The organism is Bacillus sp. FSL K6-0923 (assembly GCF_038630825.1).
Taxonomy (GTDB): domain Bacteria; phylum Bacillota; class Bacilli; order Bacillales; family Bacillaceae; genus Bacillus; species Bacillus pumilus.
This window is the reverse complement of record NZ_CP152044.1, coordinates 3,659,769-3,684,817: the sequence shown is the minus strand read 5'-3', so window position 1 is coordinate 3,684,817 and position 25,049 is coordinate 3,659,769. Positions and strand designations below refer to the sequence as shown.

Below are 25,049 nucleotides of genomic sequence, written 5' to 3'. Positions count from 1 at the left end.
TATCAGTGCCAAGCTTCTATAGAAAACCTGTCATCAAGTATCCGATCATCGCTTTGATTGTCCTTGCGGTGGTCACAGTCCTCCTCAACCTTTATTATAATTGGATCATAGGAGCGGTTGGTCTATTAGTCCTTGCAGGTGTGCTCTACTTCTTAAAGTGGGCAGATACGCAAGTGCAAAAAGAGATTGATTCATATATTTCAACATTATCCTATCGAGTCAAAAAGGTTGGAGAAGAAGCATTAATGGAAATGCCAATTGGTATTATGCTGTTTAATGACCAGTATTATATCGAATGGACAAATCCATTTCTCGCTTCGTGTTTTCATGAAAGCACGCTTGTCGGCAGATCCTTGTATGATACATTCGAGTCCATTGTGCCTCTGATTAAACAAGAGGTCGAGACAGAAAATGTGACACTGAATGACCGGAAATTCAAAGTCATTATTAAACGGTCAGAGCGCCTTTTATATTTCTTTGATGTCACAGAACAGGTACAGATTGAAAGACAGTACGAAAATGAACGAACGGTGTTATCTTATATCTTTTTAGACAATTACGATGATGTCACGCAGGGTCTTGACGATCAGGTACGCAGCACCATTAATAGTGAAGTGACGTCTCTGTTAAACAATTGGGCACAGGAATATGGCATTTTCCTGAAGCGAATTTCGTCCGAACGATTTATGGCGGTTCTAAATGAGAGCATTTTAGCAGAGCTGGAAGCGTCGAAATTCTCTATTTTAGACGAGGTCCGTGAGAAAACAGGAGCGCATAGTGCGACGCTTACCCTGAGTATCGGGATCGGTGCGTCCGTGCCTTCTTTAAAAGAGCTTGGGGCACTTGCGCAGTCGAGTCTTGATCTTGCCCTCGGACGAGGCGGGGATCAGGTAGCCATTAAGCAGCCGAATGGAAAAGTGAAATTCTACGGCGGGAAAACGAATCCAATGGAGAAACGGACACGTGTACGCGCACGAGTCATTTCTCATGCTTTAAAAGAAATTGTATCTGAAAGCAGCAATGTCATGATCATGGGACATAAGTTCCCAGACATGGACTCGATTGGTGCATCCATTGGGATTTTAAAGGTCGCCCAGGCCAATGGGAAAGAAGGCTATATTGTCATTGATGCCAACCAGATTGGGGACAGTGTTCAACGTTTGATTAGTGAAATTAAGAATTATGAAGATCTTTGGTCACGTTTTATCACCCCAGAGGAAGCCATGGAGCTTGCAAAGGATGACACGCTGCTGGTGGTCGTGGATACACATAAACCGTCTCTCGTTATGGAAGAACGACTGCTCAATAAAATTGAAAATGTTGTGGTCATTGACCATCATAGACGCGGCGAGGAGTTTATCCGTGATCCATTACTTGTCTATATGGAGCCGTATGCTTCATCCACAGCAGAGCTTGTGACAGAGCTTTTAGAGTATCAGCCGAAGAAATTGCGCATTAACATGATTGAAGCGACTGCGCTTCTCGCAGGGATCATCGTTGATACGAAGAGTTTCTCGCTGAGAACGGGATCAAGAACGTTTGATGCAGCCTCCTATCTTCGTGCGAAGGGGGCAGATCCTGTCCTTGTGCAAAAATTCCTAAAAGAGACCGTCGATCATTACATCAAACGGGCAAAACTCATTCAGCATACAGATCTGTATCAAAATCAGGTGGCGATTGCTTCATTACCGTCAGACAGCTCGGAGTATTATGATCAAATTACGATTGCCCAGACGGCTGATTCTCTGTTGTCAATGAGTGAGGTAGAAGCGTCATTTGCTGTCGCAAGACGAGATGACAACACGGTGTGCATTAGTGCAAGATCATTAGGGGACATCAACGTCCAAATTATCATGGAAGCGTTAGATGGCGGCGGTCATTTAACTAACGCTGCAACCCAAATGTATGGTATAACCATTGAAGAAGCGGTAGAGCAGTTAAAAGCTGCCATTGATGAATATTTCGAAGGAGGGGTTCAAAGATGAAAGTCATCTTTCTAAAAGACGTAAAAGGCAAAGGGAAAAAAGGCGAAGTCAAGAATGTCGCTGACGGATACGCTCACAACTTTCTCATCAAACAGGGGTTAGCAGTTGAAGCAAACCCAACGAACCTAAGCGCATTGGAAGGGCAGAAGAACAAAGAGAAAAAGAATGCCATCCAAGAGCTTGAACAAGCGAAACAACTAAAAGAAACACTTGAGGCGCTAACAGTGGAACTAACAGCAAAATCAGGTGAAGGCGGCCGTTTGTTTGGATCAATTACAAGCAAGCAAATCGCTGATAAATTGCAAAAGGATCATCAAATCAAAGTCGATAAGCGCAAAATCGAGCTAAATGACGCCATCCGTGCATTAGGTTACACAAATGTACCGGTGAAGCTTCATCCTGAGGTACAAGCAACATTAAAGGTACACGTGACAGAACAAGCATAAACAGTAAAGAACCCGTCTCTCATGAGGAGGCGGGTTCTTTTTTATGATGGATCTGATATATAGACGTTTCGTCCAGCACGCATACCGGATAAAAGCATGAAAAATAAGATGATGATAAAGATGATAATGGATGGCGTCCATGTATGTGTGAGATCAAAAAGGATACCGATCATGAAAGGACCAACGGCGGCTAATAAATAACCGAGAGACTGCGCCATTCCGGAGAGGGCAGCGGCTTGCTCCAGATTGGTCGTCCGTAAACCGATAAAAGTGAGCGCCAGACTGATGCTGGCACCTTGTCCAATGCCGATCAATAAAACAGAGATCACAAGAATAGGCGTCGATCCTCCGAGAAGAAGTCCGATCATACCAAGTAAATACACAAGGACAAGACCGAAGACAAGCGGTCTTTGTGTTTTTAACTTTTCTGCAAAAACAGGCGCTAAAAAGGTTGATGGCAGCCCAGCAAACTGCATAATGGACAGCATCCAGCCGGCTGTCGACAGGTTCATTCCATGTGATGTTAAGATATCAGGAAACCAGGCGATGCTGCTATAGAAAAGGAATGACTGCAAGCCCATAAAAAAGGTCACCTGCCATGCGACACGCGAACGCCATATCGGCTGCTCTTTGAGCGAAATGCTTTTGACGGCCGCTGTGTTCTGATGAAGAAGCTGCGGCGCCCAGACCATCATCGCGAGAAGTGCAAGGCCAGCCCATACGAGGAATGAAGTATTCCAGCCGCCAGGCATCGTATGGCTGAGCGGAACACTGACACCTGATGCAAGTGCCGCAAAGACGGACATCGAAGTCGTATACACGCTCGTCATCAAACCAGCATGTGCAGGAAATTTATGCTTTACGAGCCCCGGTAAAAGCACATTACATATCGCAATCCCGACACCGACAAGCGCGGTTCCCACCATTAAGAAGGTGATCGAGCCAAACGAGCGAATCACAATCCCAAATAGAAGGACAGCAAGCCCAAGCCAAAGGGTTCGTTCATTGCCAAGACGCTTTCCGATTTTAGGTGCAATTGGAGAAAGCAATGCGAATGAGAGCAGTGGTAAAGTGGTGAGAAAACCCGCAAGTCCATTTGAAAGCTGCAAATCGGAACGAATGGCGCCGATGAGAGGTCCCACGGACGTAATGGCAGGCCGCAGGTTAAATGCAATGAGTAAAATCCCAGCAATCAGAAGGATGGTTTGTCCCTTGCTGCGGGGATGTAATGTTGATTGTTCTAGTTGTTGTTCCATGAATGTAAACTCCTTTATTTCTTTAAGAAGAACGATCTTTCTTCTGTTCAAGTTCTGCTAGTTTAGCGATTAAGATATGTTGCGGCATATGCATGATTTGTTCAATGGGTACATTAAGTGATGCCGCAAGTTTTTGCGCTGTATCGGCTGAGATTTGTAAAGGTCTCATACGCAAATCCCTCCTCTTTTAATCTATAAGTTCCAATATATCATATCGGCTTTGTGCCATGCAGATAAAAAATTAGCGTTCTCTTTGATAAAACCACTTTAGGGCTGATAAGAAATTTTTTTGAAATTGTTTCAGATGATGGCCCTCCCCTTGTTCGATGTGATAGTGCAGCTGCCATTCCTGCATCCCTTTCTGTAATAAAAGGTCATGTAGTTGTTTATTGAATAAAGGCATGTGCTGTTGAGCAGATGTTTTGCCTTTACCTTCTTCACTGCCCACAGACAAATAAATAAGGTGATCCACATACTGAATGCTTTGTTGTTTAGCAAACGGCAGAAAATCTTGATACCAAAATGACCCAGAGATAGATGCGATGTTTTTAAAAAGAGCAGGGTACATCAATAAAGTATAAATTGCAAATAGCCCACCTAATGAAGCACCTATGTGACTATGTTCATGACAGGTCTGTTTGACTGGATATTTTCTTTTGATATATGGGAGCAAGTTATTCGCTAAAAATGACACATACGTCTGTGCCTCGCCTTTAAAGTCAGGAAACCCAGAGTGCAGTGATGACGCCTTCCATGGTGTATACTCGTCAAGTCGATTGAAGGGGTGTATGCCGACAATGATGATTGGAGAGATGGTTTTGGATTCGATCAGTCTTTCGATCTCTAGCAGGTGTGTTCTAAACAAAGAAGAGCCATCTTGTACAAAGACAGCTGGAACATTAATAGAGGTGTCCTGTGGAACGTAAATATCAAGCTGACGCTCGTTAAACTCGTCATATAGAAACGTTCCGTTCATATGTATTCACTCCTCAAGATTCTCAAATAAGCTGAAAAGAAGACAAAGGGCTAAACATTAACCCTTTGTCTTCTTTTTTTAGTTGTTTTTCTCTAACCATTTGACGGCCTTATCAAGGAAGGTTGTTTTGCTTAGTGCAGTTCCTCCTTGAAGCATAGGATCAACGACATTTTCATTGATGTGCCCATTTTTCACAGCTTTTAGGCTTGTCCAAATTTTATTTTTCTCTAAGTCTTTTAATGCGTTAGGTTTCGATGAGTTTTCCTCTTTAGAGAACTGAACGAAAATATAGTCAGGATTGAGTTCGCCCAGGCGCTCCAATGAAATCAATGCTTGTGCTTTGGCTTTTTTGATATCACTTGGTGCTGTAAATCCTAAGTCCCCATATAAGGTAGAGTTGAAGTATACGTCTTCAGGGTACACGTACAGGTCGCCTTGTCTAATGCGTAAAATGACAGCTGTTTTGTTGCTGCTTTTGTCTTTCAGGGTTTCTTTCGCTTGTTTGAGGTCTTTCTGATAATCAGAAATGATGTTTTTCGCTTCTTCACTTTTTCCAGTAAGTGTACCGAGCAATAAAAGATTGCTTTCCCAGTCAGAAGAGACATGGGATACTGGGATCGTTGTTTGGACTTTATCCAATTTTTTGATTGTTGCAGGTGGAAACTTTGTTGATCCGAGTATCACGTCTGGTTTTAGTTTTAAGATTTTTTCTAGATTCGGTTCTGTTTTTTCACCGATGCCTTCTGTTTTCGCTGTGATGTCTTTAAATAATTCAGGGAATGCGCCGCCTACTGTAGAAGCACCAATAGGCTCGATATCAAGTAATTTTGCATCTTCCATTGATTCTAGGCTTCCAGCAATGACAATTCGTTTCACTGGCGTTTTGAGTTTGTACGTTTGATCTAAGTAATTGATGCTTGTTTCTGCTATTTCAGCTGACTTGCTTTTGGTTGTGTTTGAAGCAGGTTTATTTTCTGCAGCACCACAGGCAGCTGTGGTGATCGTCATGATACAAAGGATAAGCAATGCTAACCATTTTTTCATTTGTTTTCTCCTTTAACTGATAATTGTTCTCAATTAAAGATTGTATTAGGCTTTTGTCCTTTTATCCATAGACAATTCTCTGTCAAATGATGGACTTTTTACGGAAAAAAAAGATAAAAGGTCCTGAATGACTCGTTGATGACTGGCTGCTGTGTATTCACGCCAAGGGTCAGATGCTAGTGGATAGACTGCTTGCTGCGTCACAGCTTTGAGATTTTGCCAATCTTCCTGTTGCTTTAACTTTTGATAAAAAGCAAGGGTTTTTGGCTCCTTATGCAAGTAGAGGAAGATGGCGTCTGGATCTAGCTGTTGTATGGAGCGAATGGTGATTTTCTTTTCTATTAGCTGTCCATCATTCTGAAAAGCTGGCAGAAGACCAATATCATGAAAAATCACTTCTGACATGGTGCGATTTACAGACAAGTAGAGTTGATCTTGAAAGATGCGAAGAGGCAGGACGGTTTTTGGTGGATGATCAAAAAGGCATGTCTTTTTCGCCTGAATGACGAGCTCCTCATAATGAATCAACCATTCTTCTGCTTCCTTCGCTTCGTTTAGGAACATAGCTGTTTGTCTGAATTGAGTGCGCCAATCCAATTGGGTGAATGGAACAAAGTGAACAGGACAGATGGTTTTCAACACTTGTTTTTCTTCTTCTGTCACATGATCATTGGCAATGATCAGCTCAGGTGTTGTTTCCTTTAATTGCTGTAAATTGGATTCAGCGTGCTCGTTGATCCGATGTGCACTCAGGTGAATCGGGATTTCTTCTGCATGATGCTCAAAATCATGTGCTGTCCATTTAGGATGAAGAGGGGCAGCATACGGGATGATATGAATGGGTGTGAGCTGACCGAGTATGGAATGGCCATAGGCTGCAATTTTCCGCTGACGGCTTTTCATATAAGTAGAAGGGGTCATGCCCGTTTTTTTCTTAAAGATGCGGCTAAAGTAATAGGGATCTTGATAGCCGATTTCCAGTGCAATGTCTTTGAGCTTTGCGTTGCCTTTTGCCATTAACTGTTTGGCTCTAGCCATCCTTTTCTTGGTGATATAATCAGTGACACTCACATTAAAATGCTTTTTAAATAGCTCACTGTAATGATTGGCGCTGATGCCAGCCATTTGAGATAGACTTGTAAGGCTGAGGGGTTCTTCGGAATGTTGATCAATATATTGTTTTGTTTTGAAAAGGGCATGTGTCGTGTCACAAATATCTTCATTATGCAGTGTGAAAAGCTGCAGGATGAGCTGTTGAAAAAGGGTTTGGCTTCTAAAAAAGCTAACGGATTCATGTCTTTTCCATTCCTCTGTCATTTCGGACAGTAAAGAATGAATTTGTTCAATTGAGCTAATATCGATAAATTGCCATACATTCAGTAAAGACCGGGCATGTTCAGTTGATACTTCTTCTAGGTGTTGACCTTGCGGCGTGAACATTTGAAAGCGAAGCAGATAGAGCTCGTGTTTTTGATAAGGCTTTGTTTTTAACATAAATGTCTCATCAGACAGAATTGTATAGAGTGTTAAATTTTTCAATCGCCATTTTTGATCGTTCAGCGTGAGTAAGCCGCTGCTGCTTATGCTAATGAGGAGGCAAAATGTATCTGATAATTGCTGCTCCTTATGCGGAAGCTCTGCATTCTTTACTTTTTCAGCAAATGTCAATCGATAGATGAATTGTTCGGCATTTGCCATTGTACGTAATTGATTGTTTCCCATGAAACCACCTGATCTCTTATTTGTTGATAAACATTCTCAATTAAATTGTAGCAGAAAGAGCGGAATGATGGTGATGTTTATTCTGTCAAAAAAGCACCCTGAGTCAGATCAGGGCGCGATGATTTAGTCTGTTTTTCCATGTGCTAGCACAGGTTCTTTTGTTAAGCTTAATGGCTGTAAGTCCTGCCAGTGTGTCTGGATATAATCGATGCAGGCATTTCTAGTGTCTTCACCAAAGACCTTTTCCCACCCATCTGGCACTGGTGCAAATGATGGCCAAAGTGAATGCTGTCCTTGTTCATTGACAAGCACAAGAAATACACCGTCTTCACGATCAAAGGGATTTGTCATTTGTCATCTCTCCTTTATTCTTAGTGCTTTTGTTTGACCCGATGCAGAGCGTTGTCTAAGATGACACCAATTTCTGCTAGGGGTTTAGGCTGGCACATGTCTTTGTGCCGGCAATGAATGTCGTGCTGTTCAATGGTTCCGTTGATATAAGGTGCCCATGCTTCGGGATCAATTGGTGTAAACCAATCTGGGATAATGGTAGATCTAAAGAATAATATGTCCCCATGATAAGTTTTTGGCTGATATTCTCCGAGCAATCGAACTGAATTGACATAGGTTTCCTTTAGATTTCTAATGGCATCTTCACTTAAGCTTGCTAGTGCACTGCCGTCTTTCTTCAAGATGTCGACAGCACTTTTCATCGTGAGCGGTTCACCTGTTAAGGTATCTGGATCATAACCGCCAAGTGCAAGAAGAGCGATTAGTGCTTCTTCTTCATCGGGTGCTTCTTTAATCGGTAAGAAATGGTTTGGATAGGCATCAAGCATCGCAACGAGAGCGATTTCTTCACCTTGCTGCTGGAGCTGTGTAGCCATTGCCTGTACAACGTTTCCACCAAGTGACCAGCCAAGAAGATGATAAGGACCTTTTGGTTGAATCGTTCGGATATGCTTGATATAATCCGCAGCCATATCATCTAATGTGTACGGGTAGTCATCTTTTCTTGCAATGCCTCGTGCTTGTAATCCATAAATTGGGATGTCTTTCTCTAATGTATTCAAGAGACCTGCATAGCACCAGCTAAGGCCACCAGCTGGGTGAACACAGAAGAGAGGATATCTTTCTCCATTTGTTCGTAGCGGCAGCAGGATTTCTAGTGCGTTTTCATCACTTCCGGTTTCTAGTTTCTCTGCCAAACTTGCAACGTTTGGTGCTTCAAACAACGTTCCGATGCTTAGTTTGACACCAAGTGCATCACGAATGCGGCTGATTAAACGAACCGCAAGTAATGAGTGCCCGCCAATATCAAAAAAGCGATCGTCAATGCTGATTTTTGGCAAATCAAGCACCTCTTCAAAGAGGTGGCATAGAACTTCCTCTTTCGGGTTTCTTGGACCGCGGCCATCCGTCTGCTGTATGTGCAATTGAGGTGCCGGAAGTGATTTTTGATCAAGCTTCCCGTTTGCTGTAAGTGGCATCGTATCAATCTGTACATAAGCCGCAGGCACCATGTAATCAGGAAGACTGGCTGACGCAAAATGGCGAAGATTCTCTGTATCGAAACGGTCTTCTTCAGTTGTGACGATGTATGCGACTAATCGTTTGTCGCCAGGCTGATCCTCTCGCATAATCACGGCAACTTGTGCAACTGCATCGTGGCGTGATAGAACGGCTTCGATTTCTCCAAGTTCAATTCTAAACCCGCGTATTTTAATTTGATGATCAGCTCTGCCAATGTAATCAAGTGCCCCTTCTTCTGTCCAGCGAGCGAGGTCGCCAGTTCGATACATCCTTGTGCCAGGTGCTCCATAAGGATCGGCAGGGAATCGATCTGATGTCAGGTCAGGCCTGCCTAGATAACCTCTTGCCAAACCAGCTCCAGCTACATACATTTCACCTGTCGTCCCAGGTGGAACAGGCTGTAGGTATTCATCTAGTACGTACACGCGTAAATCAGGAATCGGTTCGCCTATTAAGCTGCTGGATTTCTTTGCGATCAGGTCTCGATTGAGTACATTGTACGTAACGTGTACGGTGGTTTCTGTAATGCCGTACATGTTAATTAGCTTTGGCTTGCAGTCTGAGTGACGGCTGTACCAATCTTCTAATCTGCTAAGCTCTAATGCTTCACCGCCAAAGATGACATAGCGGAGTGATAATGCTTGACCAAGTGTTTGTTGTTCCTTGTCTATCTGCATGAGCTGATAGAAGGCAGAAGGTGTTTGATTAAGCACAGTCACACCTTCATCGACTAGAAGCTGCAGCATCTCTTCTGGAGAACGAGAGATGGTATGAGGAACAATGACAAGCCGACCGCCATATAAAAGGGGTCCCCATATTTCCCAAACTGAAAAGTCAAAGGCATACGAATGGAACATTGTCCAAACATCCTCTTCATCGAAATGGAACCAATGTTCAGTAGATGTCAGAAGACGTATGACATTTTGGTGTGGGATGACCACTCCTTTTGGTTTTCCTGTAGATCCGGATGTATAAATAATATAGGCCGGATGCAGAGGAGATAGCGGCTCAAGTCTGTCTATATCAGCCGGATTGTGATTTGGCGTCATCTGTAATTGATCATTTGTTTCTTTTTCGTCTAACAAAATCAAATCGCAATCAGCAGGGAGATGCAATGCAGCTGCTTTTGTTGTGATGCTGCAAACTGGTTTGGCATCTTGTATCATGTATGCCAGCCTGTCTACTGGATAATCAGGATCAAGCGGAACATAGGCTGCGCCTGCTTTATGAACGGCTAATAGGCTGACGAGCATATCGATTGATCTAGGCAGGGCAAGTGCAACGAACTGTTCTGGTCCAACGCCTCTTTCTATTAATAAATGAGCAAGACGATTGGCTTTGTTGTTTAACTCTTCATAGGTAAGCTGCCTCTTGCCATCCGTTACTGCCACTCGATCAGGATATTGCTGCACCGTTTTTTCAAATAAGGTCGGGAGACGATGTGCTTGGTCTAACTGAGCGAATGTCTTTTTGTCAGGTAGAAATCTTTGCCGCTCTTTATCTGATAAAATGTTCACTTGACCAATCGGCAGATGTGGGCGCTCAGCTACCTCTGTTAAAAAGCGCTTCATTCTGGCAGCGATTGCTTGAATGGTACTTTGTTTAAATACATCTGTGCTGAATTCAAACAATCCTGTTAATCCTGCTGCTGAACCAGTTTCAGTTCTTTGTTCTGTTAATTCGATGGTTAGATCAAATTTAGCTGATCCTACTGGTTTCACGTAGAGATCTGAGTCAAGTTGTGTCAGCTTCATTTCCGCCTTCGGTGTATTTTGGAAGGCAAGCATGACCTGGAACAATGGATTGCGTGATCTGGAGCGGGTTGGATTTAGAATTTCCACTAGCCGTTCAAATGGCAGATCCTGATGCTCATAGGCTGCTAAGTCAACGTCTCGCACTCGCTTCAATAGCTCACTAAAGGTTGGATTACCAGCTGTATTTGTACGTAATACTAGTGTATTCACAAACAATCCCACAATGTCGTCAAGTGCATCGTCATTCCGCCCAGCAATTGGACTGCCAATAGGGATATCTGTTCCCGCCCCAAGACGTGTCAGTAATGCTGCAAGTGATGCTTGAAGCACCATGAACAAGCTCACCTGATGCTGCTTTGCAAGTTCAAGGAGCAGCTGGTGTAAAGCGGGCTCAATCGTAAAGTCGATCGTAGCACCGTTGAAGCTTCCTTCCTGTGGACGCGGGTAGTCATAGGGAAGCTCCAGTTCTTCAGGCAGGTCATGTAAGGCACCTGTCCAATAGGTAAGCTGCTTGGCAAATAGACTATCCGTCTCTTCTTCACTGCCCAACAGCTTCTGCTGCCAAATAGCATAGTCAGCATATTGAACAGGTTCGGCTGGCAAGGAGATTGATTTTCCTTGTATACGGGCTTCGTAAGCAGCAGCTAAGTCTCGTGTCAATGGTGCAAGTGACCAGCCGTCACCAGCGATATGATGCAGCAATAGAAGCAGCACGGATCGATTTGCATCAAGTATGAATAATTCAGCTCGAAGTGCAGGTTCTTCTTCAATATTAAAGCTATAGCGAATGGCTTCGTTTAACTGATGATCAATTTGTTGATCACTTGAACCTGTGACGTGGAGTTCAGGCTGAACACTTTTCGGGTGTAAAATAACCTGTCTTGGCATGCCGTTCTTATTTGGAAAGATGGTTCTAAGGGTTTCATGTTTTTCAGTGATATCTGCTAAAGCACCAATGAGAGCTTTTTGATCTAATGTACCTGTCAGCTGAATGACAAGTGGAATATTGTAAGTTGGACTTGGCCCTTCAAGGCAATGAAGGAACCAGAGCCGTTTCTGAGCAAAGGATAACGGAATCTCATCTGGCCTTTTTTCTACCTGAAGCGGCGGCCGAATGTCCTTTGCTTTATCTAAGTGCTGTGCAAGCTCAGCGACTCGAGGTGATTCAAAAATGGTGCTCATGCTTAAGTCTGCACCGAATGTATCGCGTATACGTCGAAGCAGACGAGCGGCAAGTAAAGAATGCCCGCCTAAATCAAAGAAACTATCATCTATGCCAATTTGAGATACGCCAAGGGTTTCTGCAAATAAACTACATAACATGTCTTCTTGGGGTGTTCTAGGTGTACGCTCAGAACTAACTAAAGACATATTTGGCACTGGCAATGCTTTGCGATCGATTTTGCCGTTTGGTGTAAGTGGCAGTTCCGGCAAAAAGACAACAGCAGAAGGCACCATGTAGTCTGGAAGTAACGCAGCCACAAACTGCCTAAGCTCTGAAGGGTGAAGAGAAGAGTCGTCTGTCAGCACAACATACGCACAAAGCAGCTGTTGTCCAGGTTGATCCTCCCGAACGATAACGGACGTATGCTTTATGGCTGGGTGCTGCATAATGACTGTCTCAATTTCACCTAGTTCAATACGGAAGCCGCGAATTTTAATTTGATGATCAGCACGGCTAATATAATCAATCGAGCCATTCTCACGCCATCTGGCTAAATCACCAGTGCGATACATTCTCTTGCCTTTTGTGCCGAATGGATCAGCGACAAATCGTTCAGCCGTTAAGTCATAACGTCCAAGATATCCTCTGGATACTCCTTCACCTGCGATATAAAGTTCACCGATTGATCCTGCTGGGACTGGGTTTAGTCCTTCATCTAAAATGTAAATGCTCGTATTCCAAATGGGTTTGCCAATCGCCGGTCCACTATTCTCTCGATGTGCTGTGACATTTTCCATGGTAGACCAGATCGTCGTTTCTGTAGGTCCGTACAAATTGGTAATGTCGCATTGAAGAGATTGTAATGTGTGCAAAAGGGAGGCAGGGAGTGCTTCTCCTCCAACAAGAACACGCATACCTGTTATCACGTCAGGGTAATCATCTGCTAACGCATACCACAACGTTGGTGTTGCCTGCATGATTGTGACATGATGAGAACGAATCATGTCTGAAAGCTTTGCTGGTTCTTGTATTGTTTCTTTTTTTGCTAATAATATAGCGGCACCATGTAAAAGCGGGAGGAACATTTCCAGCCCGGAAATATCAAAGGCAATGGTCGTTACCGCTAAAAGCTGGTCCCCTTGATCTAATAAAAATGAATCTTGCATGGACAATATAAAGTTGATCACATTTCTCTTTGTTACAACAACACCCTTTGGTTTACCTGTCGATCCTGACGTGTAGAGGATGTAAGCCGGGTGATGCGGGGAGCCTTCGTTCCAAGTCGGATTAAGGCGCGGACTGCCAGCTATCTCCTGATGAGTAGTTGCATCATCCAGTTGAATGATGTGTGAATGGTCAAAACGATCTGCTGTCTCTTTGACTGTGAGCAAGCACGCCGGTTTGGCATCTTCTAGCATATAGGCGACACGATCGTTAGGATAATCAGGGTCTAGTGGCAGATAGGCGGCCCCTGTTTTGACGACGGCTAATAGACTTACGACCATATCGATGGACCGAGGCAGAGCCATTGCGACAAATTGTTCTGGTCCAATGCCGCGCTTTTTCAAATAATGAGCTAATTGATTAGCCCGCTGATTCAACTCTTCGTAGGTCAAAGTGATTTCGTCAAACTGTAATGCTTTTGCTTGTGGGGTTTTGCTGACTTGTTTTTCAAATAGTTCTCGTAAAGATTCTTTTGGTAATTCTCGTTTTGTATCATTCCAGTGCTTGAGAATGTTCTCTTTTTCTTCAGACAAAAGAAGGTTGAATTGACTGATTGTCTGATCTTGCTCTAGTCCGGTTATTTCCTCCAGCAATTGAAGAAAACGCTGCTGATGAGCGTCAATTGTTTGCTCTTTGTAAACGGCAGGGTTTGCATCAAAGTCGATTTGAAATCCGTTCCCATCTGCGCGGTCGTATATGTTGATCGATATATCATCTACGGGTCCTGCTGAAAGATTATGTGCTTGACCAATGCTCTGATCGAACTTGAGATCATAATCAAATGGCATGATATTGATCTGCGGGCCGAATAATCGTTGATTTCTTCCGATGAGTTTAAAGTCTCTCCGCATGTCTTCATGACGATATCTTTGATGAGGACGAATGGCTTTCAGTTCATCAGATACTTGGTGAACAAGTGCTGAGAGCGTCATTTCTGGTTTGCATGTTAAACGAAGCGGTACCAGGTTCATGACCATTCCGGGTGTTTGCAAGGCGCACGATCCAAGGCGCATCATAACAGGTAATCCTAAAACAATATCATGTGCACCCGTCATACGATGCATATATAGAGCGGATGCCGCAAGAATCATTTCATGCCACGTACCACCGAAAAATTGAGCATTTTTTTTCATTTTGCTTACCTTTTCGGCATCGCAGCTAGCCGTTTTGCGGATAAAATGATCCGACGTTCTTGGGGCAAGCTCAGCAAGACTGACAATTTCAGGTTGATCAGCAAAGCGATTTTTCCAAAAAACTCGATCATCTTCATACCGATTGGACTGTTGATAGGTGATCTCCTCTTGGACTACGTCAAGTAAGGCTCCAAATGTTTGAGGAGGCACAGAAGTCCCTTTCGATAGGGCTGAATAGATCTCAGCAACACGACGTGCAATGAGCGAAAAGGCGAATCCATCAATGGCAATGTGATGAATGCGCTGATACCAGATAAAACGGTCGTCAGCAAGTTGAAAAAGTATTTCACGGAATAATACATCTTTCTCTAAAGAGACTGGTGTTGCAAGGTCTGTCTTCATCCATGCTTTAGCCGCATCAAACGGCTGTTTTTCATTTTGTAAATTGATATATTGAAATGGAATCTCTTTCTTAGATATCAACCATTGCTTTGGACCGTCAGTATCCTCAACGAAGCGCATATACAAGGAATCTGCTTCTATAACAGTCTTTCTAATGGCTGCTTCAAAGTGTACGGGATCAATTGGACCTTTAATATCTATATACTCAGCTGTATTGAAAATAGGATTAGATGGATCAAGCTGCTGCGCATACCAAATGCCTGATTGGGCACCGGTTAGTGGGAATGAATCGACTGACTGGATCGACAAGGGTCTATACCTCCTTTACAAGTAATCGATATTTGGGATAGATGGCTGTTTTTCTGGGAAGAGAAGAGTCCGCCAAGACGTGAGCGTTGGATTTGCTGCAAGCTCAACGAAATTGACTGTTGCCCCTTGCTGTCTCCATTTTTCCGCTAGACTCATCATTCTAATTGAATCAAGGCCAAGGTAGACGAGATTCTCATCAAGCGGTATTTCATTTGGATTGATTTGGAGATACTCAGCTACTTGGTGAACGATGGTATCAAAGGATAGGTCATCTTCTGCTTCCTGTCCTGTTAAACGACGAATGATTTGATTGGTCGTTGTGGTCACCGCACAGCGTTCAGCTGCATAGGTCATTGCCATTTTGTGATGCTTAAGTGAAAAGTCAGCAACGGCATCGGCGACAAAAAAGGTTTCAATATCGAGCATGAATGCTTCTGCGGCTGTTAGCATACAGCCAATATGTGCATATACGCCAGTAATGATCAGTTGATCACGTCCGCCTTCGTGAAGAAGATCTAAAAAGTTGGATTTTTTGAATGCGCTATAACGCCATTTTGTCAGCATTGTATCTGCTTCAGATGGAGCAAGCTGATCAATGATTTTTGTCAATGCTTCATCATCACCAAGTCCAGGCCCCCAAAAATCTGTTAATAAGGCACGATCCTTCGGGTCTTGGTCACCAGGTTGAGCTGTATAGACGACAGGAATGCCAAGTTCTTTGCATGTATCACGTAATTGTTCAATATGTTGCACTAACTCTGTGATCGGTGATGTATCTTGTTGAAATGCATTTAAAAAATATTGCTGCATGTCATGTATCAGCAGGACAGCACGCTTCGGATCAGGGATCCAGTTCACTTTATTTTCGGGTAAATCTTGTATGCTTGGCATTGGATACGCAGGAATAGTAGGGATTGCCATGGTTTTCACTCCTCTTTTTTTATACGTTGGCAGTATGGATTGAAGCTAATTCTCTTAATGCTTTTTTGCTGACTTTGCCTACACCTGTTTGTGGGAACGCATCGATCCATTCAATGCGGTCGGGAATTTTATAGGCAGCGAGCCCGCGTTCTCTTAGAAATGACTTTAAGGCGTGTGGTGCTGGCTTGTTGTTTCCTTTCGCAATAACAAAGGCACATGAGCGTTCGCCAAGAAACGGATCTGGCATGGACACCATGGCGGCATCATGAATGTCAGGATGCGCAAGTAAATGATTTTCAACTTCTTCAGCGGCAACCTTTTCGCCGCCACGATTGATTTGATCCTTGTCTCTGCCTTCTACTACCACATTTCCTTCTTTTGTTAATCGCACGATGTCACCTGTTCTGTAAAAGCCATCGGGTGTAAATGCTTTCTTGTTTTGTTCATCGGCTTTATAGTAGCCGCGAATCGTATAAGGTCCTCTTGTTAAAAGGTGTCCAGCCACTTCATTCGGGACGGGCTTGTCCTCATCATCTACCACTAGTACTTCATCATATTCAGACATTGGACGACCTTGTGTATGGATAATGACATGTTCAGGATCATCCAATCTGGTATAGTTGACCAGACCTTCTGCCATGCCAAAAACTTGCTGTAACTTACACCCAAGGGCAGGCATCACTCGTTTTGCTGCCTCGGCGCTTAATTTAGCACCACCGACTTGTAAGACCTCAAGACTCGATAAGTCATCTGATCGATGTGGAGCGGCTTCTAGCCAGATCAATGCAATAGGCGGAACGACTGCGGTAATTGTTGCCCGTTCTTTTTCAATGAGTGGAAAGACGACATCAGGACTTGATCCAGGTGCAAGAACGACTCTTCCACCTGCGTATAACGTCCCAAGGACTCCAGGCGAGCTTAATGGATAGTTGTGCGCAACTGGAAGTGTAGCTAAATACACACTATCTTTTGTGAGCTCGCACACCTCATTGCTTTTCCAAAGACTATACATATAGTCATCATGTGTACGAGGTATGAGCTTAGAAAGGCCTGTGCTGCCTCCTGATAACTGAAGAAATGCAATATCACTTGCCTCTACATGAATTTGAGGATCAAGTGCTGGGTCCTTGCGCAGATCATCCAAGTCAAGGAATTCCTCAGCCTTCCCTGCAACAATGACATGAGGGAATGAGGGAAGCTTTTCTTTCACTTGACGTGCGAGTGATCGATAATCAAAGCCATCATGGATATCTGGTATGACATATGCGTCTGCTTCGGCAAAATCAATAAAATAAGTGATTTCGCTGCTTCTATGAGATGGCAGTGAGAAGACGGGTAAAGCACCGATTCGAAATAAAGCGAAAATGACTTCAAAAAAAGCAGGAATGTTAGGAAGCTGCACGACAACTCGACTGCCCTTTTGAATTCCAAGCTGATGGAAACCGGCGGCAAGACTGCTGACGCGCTCATCAAGTTCTTGGTAGCTCATGTGCGTATCAGCGTATGTAATCGCAGTTTTATTCCTTAACGATACGGCACGTTCACGAAGCATACCGCCAAAGGTTTCTCCACGCCAACAGCCGTTTTCACGGTAGCGTTTTGCAAATTCTTCTGGCCATGTAGGTGGTTGAACAAACATGTCTTTGTCATCTCCTATGTATTTTTATAGCTGATAGATGCCCATCGCACGAAGCATCGTGTTAAATTTTGCAGATGTTTCGGCTAGCTCTTCTTCTGCTTTAGATCCTTTGACCACTCCTGCACCAGCAAAGAGGCGAAGGGATTGACCCTCAGCTTCTGCACAACGAATGGTGACAATCCAATCACCATCACCATTTGCATCTGCCCAGCCGATCATTCCTGTGAAAAATCCTCGATCGAAGGGTTCAATCGCTTGGATTGCTTCACGTGCATCTGCTGTAGGTGTTCCGCATACTGCGGGTGTTGGATGAAGGCTCAGCGCTAAATCAATTGAGGATACACTGGAATCTGCTAATTCACCTTTTACGACAGTAGATAAATGCCACATCGTTTCTGTTTGTATGACGGATGGTGATACAGGCACATCTAACTTACTACAGTAAGGAGTAAGCGCTTTAGTGACAGCGTCGACAACCACTGCATGCTCGTGTAAATCCTTCGCTGAAGTAAGGAGTTCATCGTGACGGCGCTGGTCTTCTACTGGATCTGAACTACGCGGCCGAGAACCAGCGAGTGGATTGGAAATCACAGATGAACCCGTTTTTGAAAGAAGCAGCTCAGGACTTGCCCCAAGAAGTGTGCGCTTTTGGGGAGATTTCGGATCAGCTACATTTGCAGCAAACGTATAGCCAGTCGTATTGTGACGAGCCAGCCGTTCGAGTATTGCTTTCGTATGAATGTCTTGATTTGATTTGAGATGGAGAGATCGAGAAATGACGATTTTGCTAAGCTCTCCTTTTTCAATTTTAGCTAACCCTTCGTTCACACCATTCATGTAGACTTCAGGAGAAGGGACAGGTGTCACCTCATAGGATGGCGATGTCACTTCCGATTCCTCATCACCTTGATGAAATTCGAGTGGGTCACTAAACTGTACATGGATTGGCACATTTAAACGAACGGGTTGCGCCGGATCAAACGGAACAGCACCAGCAATAATTGGTGATTGAATACCAGCTTGTTTGGCAGTGTCAAATACGTGCGCTACCCTTTTGGAGAGTTCATTGAGCTGATTGGTTTCAATATGCTGGAAAATCCCTTCTGCAAGTATTGTACGTTTAGGGGAAGCAAGGAAAAAAGCGCCTGGCTGATAGTCTTGAATCAACTGTACTTTTTCTTCTGACGGCAATAATGAATGTTTCATGAAAAGGCCTCCTTTTTGATGAAATGCTAGATTCCGAGTGTTGCGCCACCATCAATCGTGAGATTCTGCATCGTAATATGACTGGATTGTTCAGACGCAAAGAAGATGACTGCATCAGCGATGTTTTGAGGATCAGCGATTTTTTGTAATGGAATACCGGTTTTATACGTCTCTAATGACCCTTTGATCACATGGTCTGCTCCTTGTTCATCAGACCATAAAGCCCATTGCATAGGTGTTGCGGTAGAGCCAGGAGAGACAACATTGCATCTGATTCCATAGTCTGCCAGCTCTAATCCAAGCGTTTTTGTAAAGGAAGTAGCTGCTGCCTTTGAAGCGGCATAGGCAGCCATGTTCATTCTAGGAATGGCACCTGCGTTAGAGCTGACGGTCACAATGACCCCTGCTGATCTTTTCATCATGTATTTGGAGACAGCTTGTGATACATAAAAGACACCATGTGTGTTGACTGCGAAGGTTTGTTGCCAGTCCTCTGCACTAAGCTGGTCAATGGAACTGATTCGAAGAATGCCTGCTACATTGACTAGTAAATAAATGGGTCCAAGCTGTTTTTCAATTTGTTTGACAATGTGCTGAACAGATGCTTGATCGGTAATGTCACCTGGATAGGCAAAGGCACGTAAGCCTTCATCATTCATTTGATGGACGGTGCTTTGAAGCTGATCTTCATTTGCGTCAACTGCTGCAATGATCGCACCTTCATCGGCTAGTCTTTTTGCGACTGCTTGTCCGATACCTTGCCCTGCGCCTGTGACAAGGGCAATCTTTTGAGATAGACCACTATGTTTCATACGTTCACTACCTTTCTTTCATGTCTGTGGTTGTTAAAAGATCATCATGATAGAGCGCAAAACGAAAAGCGTAATTCATCAGCACCGGTAAAACGGACGTATGTCCTTCTTCAGGGAACTCGTGATAAGCCGTATGTAAGCCATATGAGGATAAAGGCAGCATACGATTTGCTAGTGACTTTGCATGAGCATTCATTTGACATGGATGATGTTTTTCTAACTCACCTACACCTACAAGCAGCCTGACATTCATAGGCACCTGACGTATGCGGTTGGTGAATTGGTGTTCTTTTTCTAGAAATAATTTTTTGTTCCAGTGGATAGAAGGACTGCCTGCAATATATGTCTGATAAGCATCAGGGTGCTCAAATAGTGTGTGTAATACAAAAAGACCGCCAAGAGAATGCCCAAAAAGTGTTTGACGACTCTTGTTGATCGGAAAGCGTTGCTCGATATAAGGCTTCACAGTCTTTTCTAAAAAAGAAAAGAAAGCAGAGGCCCCGCCATATGTATGGATGGAGAAGTCTTTTCTTTTGCCCCCGATGGAAGCGTCAGGGCTGGTAAGAGTGAGATCATAATGCCTGAGCGGATGATAGGGCGCATCTGTCTGATAGCCAATTCCAACAATGATGGCAGGTACAACACCTGTTTTTTCAGGTCTTCTTGACTGTAAACGAATGGCTTCGACCATTGTGCCAAAAAGTGAATTCCCATCAAGCACGTACATGACTGGAAAACCAGCCGCTGGAGGAGTAGTATTCGGTTTAAATATAAAAAGTCTGTATGGGTGTGCTGTGATATCTAGTTGCTCCGTCTCGGGTATAAAAAAAGGACGGCTTTCTCCGAAAAATGAATCCTCAGTACCCATTCCTTCAGGGCGTTTGGACATATGTGACAAATCTCCTTCCTCAAATTCGACTCTCATACGATGATAAAAGCAGGCTTGTAGCTATGGGATGAGTGTAGTACTTGAAGAATGGCTCCTCCAAATGAAAATGATTCTCAACTATCCGCAAACAAATGATAATGGTTATCAATTATGAAGTCAAATGTTCATCAAGTTGTGTACTTGGTTTTTTTATTCTAATATTCAGAAAATAAAGGACTAACTCACTAACAAATGATTTGAAATAGGGAATATCGGACCTTGTCATTTAAAAATAGGAGAAATGTCAAAAGACCTTGACTGCCTCGGGATTTTTACATTTTCTTCTGTTTGATACAGGAATAAATATGGGTTTTTCTTCTTGAAATGATTTTAAGGAAAAATAAGTCTATAGACTCACTTGTATTTTTAGGGAGATTGAGGAGGATTTTGCGAAAAGTAGATGGTCTCATATCTCAAAACTGATTCAATAGTATGTACAGCTTTTTTAAGAGTGGCGAATGATAACAATTAAAAAAAGTAAGGGATGTACCCTTACTTTTTAATTCTGTAAACACCATTCAATTAGAATCCATCTGTGACATCATATTCGTAACGGATATCGGCTTTGACATTGCTCATAGTAGATCTCGCTGTAGCCTTTGCGTTGTACTTAAAGCTCCATTTTTGCGCGACTTTTAATTGATCTTCAAGAGAAATACGGTAAGAACCACTTGTTGCAGATGAAAAAATGGATTCGTTCCAAATCTTGTTTTCATCAGCCATCAGCTTGTGTGTGACATTTCCTTGGTTAGGCGATTGTGTACTCGTTGTTGAAATTGATTTAACGATTGCACTTCGGGGAATAGCCGTATGATTAGTTAAATCCATTGTAATGACAGAAGAATCAACTCCTAAAAAATTCAAAGAAGTATTCCCCAAGTTGGTAGCGGCCCCCGTAAAGTTGAATGTCCCATTTCCAGATTTAATTCGATCTTGAATGGAAACAGTAAAGTACATATTCCCTGTATATGTACCACGGGTCACTTTTACAAAATAAGTTTCTGAAGTTGAAGTAACGTCACCAGTATTAGCAAAAATAAATGGTGTAATTGAATCAGGATTTATAACCTCGGACCCTGTCATAGATTGTTTTGAATTATACACTTCTATTTTCATACCTGTATAATTCTTATCATATGAGCTTCGCACATAAACCCTTTCACCCTTATTGATCGTGAACTGATAATAAGCTTCATTTTCACCTTCAGGTAAGATTGTCGTATCTGGACGACTATATTTCCAATATCCCATTAAGCTTGCTGTGTTAGGATTGTTATTCCCCGTAATTGCTGCTTCTGCTGAATTAGGTGCAAAAAAACTAGTAACAAGCACTAATAATAATGCAGGTAATAAAAAACGTTTGAATATAGTATTTGGCATATTTTAACCCTCCTTGTAATAATTACTATATCGGATCAAAACTAACAAATTTTAACTGAATTGCCGATATATTTAATAATCACTAATTTTTCAAAAAGGAGAATCAAAATGAATATTAATACGTCATACAGGGCAGCTACTTCAAACACTCATAAAGAAACAGATTCTAAAAACCAATCGACTATTAAAAGCACAAACGAGACGATGACCGAAGCAGATAAACGAATGAAGATACTTGATGAGAAATATCAAAAAATTAATGAACAAAATAAAAGATTCAATGATCCTCAAGACCACATATATAATAAGTATAGAAATCCATACTCCTCTTATTTCAGAAGTGATCTAACCAAGTCTGAAAGAGAAGCTGCGTACACTATGGAAATGAGTTGGGCAAGGAATAATAAGGGTGGGCAATATGACTTTAATGACGCCATCTTCCGTAACGAAAAACGGTACGATCCTACTCAAGAAAGCGTAGAAAAGAAAATATTCAATCGACAAAAGGTCAACGAACAATTGCAAGATTTATTCTCTAAAAACGGTATAACCATTCCTAAAAACACAAATTTAACTTTTACCATTGACCCAAATCATTTCAAATTAGTGGTGAGTGGATCAACAGATGAATCGCTAACCAAACAAATAGAAGACCTATTAAATACAAGCAACAATACAAGAGAATTATTTTTTCATATTATGAAAAGTAGAAATGATGATTCTACTCAATTCACGCCTGATTCTCTTGCAAAGTTCCATCTTGTGAATCAAATCAAAACGGTGACAGGCTACAATTTAAAGGATTTAAGCATTGTAAATGGTCAATTTGTAACGGATAAAGGAACGAATATTTTTGATATATACAAAGAAGATCTCCTGAAAAATCCATACACAGCAGAACATGCACGAATTGCCGCTTCACATTACGGAGCACAGCTGTTTGATCTAGCGAAAAACGGGTTTGATTCTATTCCCGATTTGGTGTTATCAATTGGTTATCAAAACGGGTCTTTGCATGACATTGGACAAAAAGAAAATTATGGAGTGAAGAAAACGATAGATTAATAACATGTGAACGGCAACAGATACAAATCCCATTAGCGGTAATGAAGGACTCTATAACAACTTATGTTACAGAGTCTTTTCTATTGAAATGCGTTAGTTGGCTGTTCAACGAAACATCCTCATGGTAATTTTGACTATAGTCGATGTTTTTCACTTTTTTATTGATGAAAATGTTAAAATGATGAGTAGCGTATTTTTTTATGAAAGGACGGTGCTTGGCATGACGGAACTTCTCGATGACCGGCTGCCGCCGCAAAATATAGAAGCCGAGCAGGCCGTATTAGGTGCTGTTTTTTTAGAACCATCTGCGCTCACGCTCGCTTCTGAGGTATTAATTCCAGAGGATTTCTATAGAATGTCGCATCAAAAGATTTACAATGCGATGCTTGTACTTGGTGATAGAGGGGAACCGGTCGATCTTGTTACGGTGACTTCTGAACTGGCCAATACAGATTTACTAGAAGAGGTAGGCGGGATTTCGTATTTAACCGATATTGCGAACTCTGTCCCAACTGCCGCAAACATTGAATACTATGCAAAAATTGTAGAAGAGAAATCAATTTTAAGACGTCTGATCCGCACGGCGACAACCATTGCACAGGATGGGTACACGCGTGAGGATGAAGTAGAGGATCTGTTGAGTGATGCTGAAAAGACCATTATGGAAGTGGCGCAGCGTAAAAACTCAGGAGCCTTCCAAAACATTAAGGACGTGCTTGTTCAGACATATGATAATATTGAACAGCTTCATAACCGAAAAGGCGATATCACAGGGATTCCAACAGGTTTCTCAGAGCTTGACCGGATGACAGCTGGATTCCAGCGAAATGACTTAATCATTGTCGCGGCTCGTCCATCAGTAGGGAAAACGGCTTTCGCATTGAACATCGCACAGAATGTTGCGACCAAAACGGACGAAAGTGTCGCCATCTTTAGTTTAGAGATGGGAGCTGAGCAGCTAGTGATGCGTATGCTTTGTGCAGAAGGGAATATCAATGCACAGAACCTAAGAACCGGTAATCTGACAGAAGAGGACTGGGGCAAGCTGACAATGGCGATGGGCTCGCTATCAAATAGTGGGATTTTCATTGATGATACACCAGGAATTAGAGTAAGTGAAATTCGCTCAAAATGCCGCCGTTTGAAGCAAGAAAACGGTCTTGGCATGATTCTGATTGACTACTTACAGCTCATTCAAGGGAGCGGACGATCAAGCGATAACCGTCAGCAAGAGGTGTCTGAAATCTCTCGGGCATTGAAATCGCTGGCAAGGGAGCTTGAAGTTCCAGTTATTGCTTTGTCTCAGCTTTCACGTGGAGTAGAGCAGCGTCAGGACAAACGCCCGATGATGTCAGATATTCGTGAATCAGGAAGTATCGAGCAGGATGCCGATATCGTGGCATTCCTTTATCGTGATGATTACTATGACAAAGAATCAGAGAATAAGAACATTATTGAAATCATCATTGCCAAACAGCGTAACGGCCCAGTTGGTACAGTATCACTGGCGTTCGTCAAAGAATATAACAAATTCGTCAACCTGGAAAGAAGATTTGACGATGCGGGTGTTCCGCCCGGTGCTTAAAGCCCAGCTCAAGAAGCTGGGCTTTTTTTGATCAATCTACATCGAAAGAATGATTGAAAAACGATCGAAATGAGGAGGAGAGAAAGAGAGAGAAATCGTATACTAAAAGGAGAAAAGGAGTGATGACTGATGAAATTTCAACAGTTCGAAGCCGCTCAATTACGCATCGCACGCCCAACAGTCAACATGGAAGAGGTTGTGTCCTTTTATGAAGAAGGCTTAGGACTCAAACGAATAGGTTCGTTTGATCAGCATGAAGGATATGATGGAGTCATGCTGGGGCTTCCTCATCAGCATGTTCATTTAGAAATCACGAAGCATGAAGAAGAAGAAAGCCTGCCCGCCCCGCATCCAGAACAGCTTCTTGTGTTCTATATTCCAGATGCTGAGGAATTCAGGCAAATGAAAGAGAGATTGCTCTCATTTGGCGGACGGCAAGTCACCTCTACAAATCCATATTGGGAACGTGGAGGAGCAACCATTGAAGATCCAGATGGGTATCGCATTGTGCTCATGAACACAGATGGAATCACCCCCGTTTAAAAAAAAGACTCCCATGCCCGG

18 protein-coding genes are annotated in these 25,049 nt (G+C 42.8%); 5 read left to right on the top strand and 13 right to left on the bottom strand.

Translation table 11 applies throughout. The features are described 5' to 3' along the window. Window positions 1–5: 5 nt before the first annotated feature. Both MHI16_RS18855 and rplI read left to right on the top strand, forming a co-directional pair. Window positions 6–1,985: a DHH family phosphoesterase gene (locus tag MHI16_RS18855; protein ID WP_058013200.1), complete on the top strand. Its 1,980-nt coding sequence runs from the start codon at window positions 6–8 to the stop codon at window positions 1,983–1,985. After that, the gene (gene rplI / locus MHI16_RS18850) at window positions 1,982–2,431 is read left to right on the top strand and encodes a 50S ribosomal protein L9 (protein ID WP_044139055.1); all 450 of its coding nucleotides are present in this window, start codon (window positions 1,982–1,984) and stop codon (window positions 2,429–2,431) included. Before MHI16_RS18855 ends, rplI begins: the two co-directional genes overlap by 4 nt. A gap of 41 nt (window positions 2,432–2,472) precedes the next feature. Here rplI and MHI16_RS18845 read toward each other — a convergent pair whose 3' ends face one another. From MHI16_RS18845 to MHI16_RS18785, 13 genes are all read right to left on the bottom strand, one after another. Beyond that, window positions 2,473–3,687, bottom strand: a complete 1,215-nt coding sequence (locus tag MHI16_RS18845; RefSeq protein WP_058013201.1) for an MFS transporter — start codon at window positions 3,685–3,687, stop codon at window positions 2,473–2,475. Window positions 3,688–3,709: 22 nt separating this feature from the next. After that, window positions 3,710–3,856 (bottom strand): YycC family protein, encoded by a 147-nt coding sequence (locus MHI16_RS18840; RefSeq protein WP_003214589.1) that lies wholly within the window; start codon window positions 3,854–3,856, stop codon window positions 3,710–3,712. A 72-nt stretch (window positions 3,857–3,928) separates the two neighbouring features. Then, complete coding sequence (locus MHI16_RS18835) at window positions 3,929–4,663, bottom strand: alpha/beta hydrolase-fold protein (protein ID WP_058013202.1); 735 nt, start codon at window positions 4,661–4,663, stop codon at window positions 3,929–3,931. A 78-nt stretch (window positions 4,664–4,741) separates the two neighbouring features. Next, window positions 4,742–5,707: an ABC transporter substrate-binding protein gene (locus tag MHI16_RS18830; protein WP_058013203.1), complete on the bottom strand. Its 966-nt coding sequence runs from the start codon at window positions 5,705–5,707 to the stop codon at window positions 4,742–4,744. A gap of 45 nt (window positions 5,708–5,752) precedes the next feature. Then, complete coding sequence (locus tag MHI16_RS18825; RefSeq protein WP_058013204.1) at window positions 5,753–7,429, bottom strand: helix-turn-helix domain-containing protein; 1,677 nt, start codon at window positions 7,427–7,429, stop codon at window positions 5,753–5,755. A gap of 123 nt (window positions 7,430–7,552) precedes the next feature. Further along, complete coding sequence (locus MHI16_RS18820; RefSeq protein ID WP_058013205.1) at window positions 7,553–7,780, bottom strand: MbtH family protein; 228 nt, start codon at window positions 7,778–7,780, stop codon at window positions 7,553–7,555. Window positions 7,781–7,800: 20 nt separating this feature from the next. Next, on the bottom strand, window positions 7,801–14,949 hold the full coding sequence (locus MHI16_RS18815; RefSeq protein ID WP_268466922.1) for a non-ribosomal peptide synthetase: 7,149 nt from the start codon (window positions 14,947–14,949) through the stop codon (window positions 7,801–7,803). A gap of 15 nt (window positions 14,950–14,964) precedes the next feature. Further along, on the bottom strand, window positions 14,965–15,870 hold the full coding sequence (locus MHI16_RS18810) for an isochorismatase family protein (RefSeq protein WP_058013207.1): 906 nt from the start codon (window positions 15,868–15,870) through the stop codon (window positions 14,965–14,967). A 19-nt stretch (window positions 15,871–15,889) separates the two neighbouring features. Further along, window positions 15,890–17,509 carry a (2,3-dihydroxybenzoyl)adenylate synthase gene (locus MHI16_RS18805; protein ID WP_268466921.1) on the bottom strand — a complete coding sequence of 540 codons (1,620 nt, stop codon included), beginning with the start codon at window positions 17,507–17,509 and terminating at the stop codon, window positions 15,890–15,892. A 24-nt stretch (window positions 17,510–17,533) separates the two neighbouring features. Then, window positions 17,534–18,715 (bottom strand): isochorismate synthase DhbC, encoded by a 1,182-nt coding sequence (gene dhbC / locus MHI16_RS18800; RefSeq protein ID WP_058013209.1) that lies wholly within the window; start codon window positions 18,713–18,715, stop codon window positions 17,534–17,536. A 26-nt stretch (window positions 18,716–18,741) separates the two neighbouring features. Then, complete coding sequence (locus tag MHI16_RS18795) at window positions 18,742–19,527, bottom strand: 2,3-dihydro-2,3-dihydroxybenzoate dehydrogenase (RefSeq protein WP_058013210.1); 786 nt, start codon at window positions 19,525–19,527, stop codon at window positions 18,742–18,744. Window positions 19,528–19,534: 7 nt separating this feature from the next. Then, entirely contained in the window at window positions 19,535–20,416 is an 882-nt protein-coding gene (locus MHI16_RS18790) for an alpha/beta hydrolase-fold protein (RefSeq protein WP_058013211.1), read from the bottom strand. 561 nt (window positions 20,417–20,977) lie between these two features. Then, a complete protein-coding gene (locus MHI16_RS18785) occupies window positions 20,978–21,835 on the bottom strand; it encodes a hypothetical protein (RefSeq protein ID WP_268466920.1) in 858 nt (285 codons plus the stop codon). Between the two features lie 108 nt (window positions 21,836–21,943). Here MHI16_RS18785 and MHI16_RS18780 point away from each other — a divergent pair, with 108 nt between their 5' ends. The 3 genes from MHI16_RS18780 to MHI16_RS18770 all read left to right on the top strand — a co-directional run bounded on the left by MHI16_RS18780 (window position 21,944) and on the right by MHI16_RS18770 (window position 25,028). After that, on the top strand, window positions 21,944–22,900 hold the full coding sequence (locus MHI16_RS18780; protein WP_058013213.1) for a DUF4885 family protein: 957 nt from the start codon (window positions 21,944–21,946) through the stop codon (window positions 22,898–22,900). Between the two features lie 220 nt (window positions 22,901–23,120). Then, window positions 23,121–24,485, top strand: a complete 1,365-nt coding sequence (gene dnaB / locus MHI16_RS18775) for a replicative DNA helicase (RefSeq protein WP_003214779.1) — start codon at window positions 23,121–23,123, stop codon at window positions 24,483–24,485. A 129-nt stretch (window positions 24,486–24,614) separates the two neighbouring features. After that, on the top strand, window positions 24,615–25,028 hold the full coding sequence (locus MHI16_RS18770; RefSeq protein ID WP_058013214.1) for a VOC family protein: 414 nt from the start codon (window positions 24,615–24,617) through the stop codon (window positions 25,026–25,028). The last annotated feature ends 21 nt before the right edge of the window (window positions 25,029–25,049 follow it).